Source organism: Streptomyces sp. NPDC014006, from assembly GCF_043088925.1.
In the GTDB taxonomy this organism is placed as follows: Bacteria; Actinomycetota; Actinomycetes; order Streptomycetales; family Streptomycetaceae; genus Streptomyces.
In genome coordinates this window covers 1-4,631 of the sequence record NZ_JBICAJ010000016.1, presented here as the reverse complement: position 1 = coordinate 4,631, position 4,631 = coordinate 1, and the positions used below count along the sequence as shown (strand labels likewise).

At 67.0% G+C, this 4,631-nt stretch carries 3 protein-coding genes; all 3 read left to right on the top strand.

Translation table 11 applies throughout. The features are described from left to right. Positions 1-1,581: 1,581 nt before the first annotated feature. The 3 genes from ACF1GV_RS36925 to ACF1GV_RS36915 all read left to right on the top strand — a co-directional run bounded on the left by ACF1GV_RS36925 (position 1,582) and on the right by ACF1GV_RS36915 (position 4,419). Positions 1,582-1,980, top strand: coding sequence for a hypothetical protein (locus ACF1GV_RS36925; RefSeq protein WP_391690164.1), 399 nt, complete (start codon positions 1,582-1,584; stop codon positions 1,978-1,980). Between the two features lie 643 nt (positions 1,981-2,623). Then, the gene (locus ACF1GV_RS36920) at positions 2,624-3,046 is read left to right on the top strand and encodes a hypothetical protein (RefSeq protein ID WP_391690161.1); all 423 of its coding nucleotides are present in this window, start codon (positions 2,624-2,626) and stop codon (positions 3,044-3,046) included. A gap of 692 nt (positions 3,047-3,738) precedes the next feature. Continuing rightward, positions 3,739-4,419 (top strand): hypothetical protein, encoded by a 681-nt coding sequence (locus ACF1GV_RS36915; protein ID WP_391690158.1) that lies wholly within the window; start codon positions 3,739-3,741, stop codon positions 4,417-4,419. Positions 4,420-4,631: the final 212 nt, after the last annotated feature.

Genomic DNA, 4,631 nt, shown 5'->3' with positions numbered 1-4,631 from the left:
GGCGCCGTCCTTGGGGTGGTGCGGGCCGGTGGGTGTCGGCCTGGATGCCTGCGGCACCAGGGCCGGCGCGCCTTCGGCGCGTGCTGCCGTTGCGCCTCGCGCAACGGCAGCGAAGCGCCGGCGCTCCGCGCCGGAGGGCTCAGCTACGCGGAGCCCCGCGTGCGTGGCGGCGTGGATTAGAAGCGGAGCGTCCCACTGTATGGCGATGTTGATTAGGGGTGCTGGGAGGGGTGGTCAGGACTGCAGGCCAGCGGGCATCATCGATCAGGCACCGACGGGATCAGCGGGGCTGTGAAGGTCAGGGGCGCTGGGGGAACGCCATTCGCTCGCAGGCAGCGCGACAGGGGTTCATGTGTGGCTTTTTCTTGGGCGCCATTGCCTTTGTGCGTCGGCGAATCCTGGCGCACCTGTGGTGAGGCAGACTCGGCGAACGAAGTGAGCCTACAGGGAGGTGCATAGTCCGGCCCCTGAGTGACCATAGCGTGCACGAGCCATGTGATGTTGGGTCGTTGTGGGAGTGTGTTGAGTCCATGGCCCGGACGTGGTTCAGCGGCCCCTCAATATTGGCCACCTGGCCCCACCCGGATGACGAGCAACAAGTGACGTCTTGAAGCGGCCCCACTGCCGATCACGTGCGGGTACGGCCATGGAGTGGGGCCGTCGCAGACCGTTATCGAACACCCGTGGGCGCCAGCGATGGCCAATTCGGTGGGGCCGATTGTCAACGTCGAAGCCAGGTCCAGCCCCGCCCGTAGAGGTTAATGTGGCAGGGTCTTCGCCGGTTCTGCATTGCAGCAGTGTGTGAGTGGTGGTCTCGGCCCTGGCTGTTCGTCCCGCAGCGGGGTGCAACTGCTGGTGAGTGCGTACTCTGGCGGAGCCGCAGTCGGGTCGGTGAGCGGCCTATGGCAAGGTGCCCCGCTGACTCAAGGCCGCTTCCGTGGCAGCTGTGCCCTTAGCCCGGAGACAGGTCCCTTACAGGCGGGGGTACTTCGCGCTGTTCCTCTTTCGGCGGCCTCGCCATGTCGCTGTGCCTTACCGCCGTTGAGCCATGGTTGACCAGGAGCCAGTGAACCCCTCCGTGTGGCAGGTGTTTGCGGCGCCTTACGGGGGTCTGCGACGTGCGCGCCGCCGTGGTCCTTCACCTCGGGGCGGGGCTGGCGGGCTGTGAAGAGGGCCGACTACCGGTTGAACGGGGTGTGTCTGTGGGTCGGGGCCGAGGGAGTCTTTAACCGGGAGGCGTCCGGGCGGGTCCCTCCCGGGGCAAGAACAGGGGGCCGAGTGCCCGACTGGCGTCGCGGTGAGGGCACAGCCCTCTCCATTGGTACAAGTGTAATGGCCCCCTGCTCATGCCCCGGCCCGCCCGGCCACCTCCCGGTCAAACACTCCCCCAACCCCTCCTGACGACTGGTCAGGTGTCGGACCAACGGGGATCGCGTGATGTAGATCACATTTCTCGCACCTCGAGTGCCACCGAACACGCCCACTTCGGCCTGAGAGATGGCATAATTAGTGATGTCGAAAGGGGTCGGGCAGAGGCCCCGGACGGCAGCCCGAGAAGCACTCGAAGAAAGCAGGGAACACATGACGCCCGAGCAGTCAGCCGCCACGGCCGTAACCGCAACCAGCTTCGGCGAGAAGACCGGTTACATCCATCCCGGGCATGGGCTTGAGGCGCAGACTGACATCCGATTGGGCTTCACCGCCGGACCCGACACCACCGACCTGCACGTTGCGTTCACCCTCGTGGTCTTCGCCCAGGGCAAGTACTTCGGCGTGCCTGAACCGCGCGAGTTCACCGTGTGGACCCAGGGCAAGGATGCTCAGATGCTGCTCGATGTCTTCTCCGAACGCGAGAAGATTGCCCTTGAAAAGGTGAGGGTGACTGTCGAAATCGCGGACGAGTACCTTGACTACGAGGGCCGTCAGCCGGAGTGGTGCATCCGCGCCCGCTCGATCAAGCTGCCGGGCATCACGGACTGACCGCGTGTCCCCTCCTGGGGGCGGGAACGCCCGCCCCCAGGAGGGTGCGGTGCGGAAAAGGATCGGCCGACGGACGAACGCTGTGCGGCTGGTTGACACTCACGGAGGTTGCCCGCCGTCTGACCGACTGCGTCGTCGTACGCGACTAACCACGCTTCTGTATCGCCGAGGTGACAGACCGCTACCAGTCTCCGCAGCCGACGGCGCCTGTCCTGCTCCTCCCGGCGACAACTGCGGGCTGCTGGCGGGATGGGGTGGGTGTGTCTGTGGGTCGGGGCCGAGGGAGTCTTTAACCGGGAGGCGTCCGGGCGGGTCCCTCCCGGGGCAAGAACAGGGGGCCGAGTGCCCGACTGGCGTCGCGGTGAGGGCACAGCCCTCTCCATTGGTACAAGTGTAATGGCCCCCTGCTCATGCCCCGGCCCGCCCGGCCACCTCCCGGTCAAACACTCCCCCAACCCCTCCTGACGGTTTGTCAGGTGCAGCTCCTATCTGGGTTGATGTGGCGCAGGTCACATTGTAGACCTCGCTCGATGTGTCCCAGATCACAGACACCGCAGCAAATAGCTGACATTATTAGCGATGTCGAAAGGGTTTAGGCAGAACCCCCGACAGTCAGCCCGAGAAGCAAACGGAAGAGGACAACATGGCAGTCACCCAGCCCAAGGCCGCAGCCGTCACCACCACCAGCTTCGGGGGGCCTATGACGGGGTACATCGACCCCAAGCGGGGCCTCAAAACAGGGCACGACGAAGGAGGCAACTTCCACGTCAAGTTCGTCCTCATGATCATCGCTGAAGTCGAGGTGGACGACTACATCACGACAACGGAGAAGCGCGAATTCACGGTTTGGGCCAAGGGCAAGGACGCTCAGGTACTGGCCGACGCCTTCCCCGAGGGCTTCAAGGACGTTCCGAAGGCTCGGGCGCTCGTGACTGTCGACCCGTCGGACATCGAGCTTCTCAACTACCCGGTTTCCGTGATCGACGAGACAACCAAGAAGGAAAAGACGGTGTGGGTACGCGAGATCAGGGTTACCGCCCGCTCCATCACCCTGCCGAACGTCTGAGCTGACCGGGTGGCCCCTGGGGCGGATTCCCGCCCCAGGGGCCACCCGCCCGGTGCGCAAAGGTACGCGCCCCGCGGGGGTGCGCCTGCCCATGCACCTGCCGACGCGGAAAAGGACGCCCCTGCGGGGCGGCTGTGCTGGTGGTCCGGCGCGTCTCCTGCGGGCCTGGGCTTCCGCTGGCGCTCCAGCCCAGTCCCTCCGGGCACCGGACCAAGGGCACCCCTACGGGGCGACAGTTCCTTTTCAGGCACCTTCGGTGCCGGCCCGGCCGACGCCGGCCGGGAAAAGGACGCCCCTGCGGGGCGGCTGTGCTGGTGGTCCGGCGCGTCTCCTGCGGGCCTGGGCTTCCGCTGGCGCTCCAGCCCAGTCCCTCCGGGCACCGGACCGCGGACACGCCCCGCGGGGGCGCGACAGCCCATGCACCTGCGGTGCGGCAAAGAATGCCCCTGCGGGGCGACAGCCTCAACGAAACACAGAAGATGGCACAATTAAGGAAACTGAGAGGATCGGGCGGCTGGCGGGAAAAACGCTGGCAGCCCGCCAGCCGCCCTACGCTTCCCGGCCCGAGGGCGCAATCAGCAAGCCCAATCCGGGAAGCGACACCAGCATTCTAACCAATGACCAGGCCTGAGCCAGGCGGTGCGTTGCCGTCCGCCGCTCGCCCCCTCAACCACCAGAACGGAACAACCACCGTGACCACACTTGAGGACCGCGAGGTCTACACCCGCCGTGACCTGATGACCAAATACGGCATGGCGCTCTCCCCGCTGGAAGAGTGGTACCGCAACCGCCGATGGACCGGCCACCCCGAAGCGGTCGGCAAAGTCGGTCGGGAACTGGTCTGGGACGCAGCCGAATGGGACCACTGGTACCAGCAACGGCAGAACACGGCAGGCCTGGTCACACGCAACGACCTCCAAGAACGCCACGGCCTTGCCCGCAGCACCCTCGAGCGCCTGTGGGCACTGCGGGAAGAAAACGAACATCCAGCACCCGTCAAAACACTGGACCGCGTCATGTACTGGGACCACGACCAGTGGGAATCCTGGTACGCCGACTACAAAAAACGCACCCAGCGACGCGAGATCCACGCCGACCGCAGCGGCAACCCCGACGACCTCCTCACTCTGGCAGAAGCCGCCCGCGTCCTCGGCGTCACACCCGTCAGCCTCGCCCACCACCCCAAACGCATGCCGCGCGGCTGGCCACAGCCAGCTGAAGAAGAACAACTCCCCAGCGGCCGGCTGCGCCGCCTGTACCGCCGCGCCGACATCTGGACCTACGCCGACACCCGCACCACCGCCGGACCCCACCGTAAGCACCCCAGCAGGAAACCACGTTCCGCAGACACAACCGACCCCACGCCGGACTGATGCCTCAAGACTGATACCAACCGAACAAACCTACATAAACAACCGAAGAACGGACTCCCGCGCCGGGGGGGGGGGGGGGGGGGGGGGGGGGCGGGCCCCCCCCCCCCCCCCCCCCCCCGGGCGCCCCCCCCCCCCCCGCCCCCCCCCCCCCCCCCCCCCCCCCCGCCGCCGCCGGCGCGCTACGCCGCCCCGCGGCCCCGGCCGCCCGGCCC

Excerpts from the sequence above, each read along its gene's own strand:
- ACF1GV_RS36925 (WP_391690164.1), top strand. The coding sequence starts at position 1,582 with ATGACGCCCGAGCAGTCAGCCGCCACGGCCGTAACCGCAACCAGCTTC.
- ACF1GV_RS36920 (WP_391690161.1), top strand. The coding sequence starts at position 2,624 with ATGGCAGTCACCCAGCCCAAGGCCGCAGCCGTCACCACCACCAGCTTC.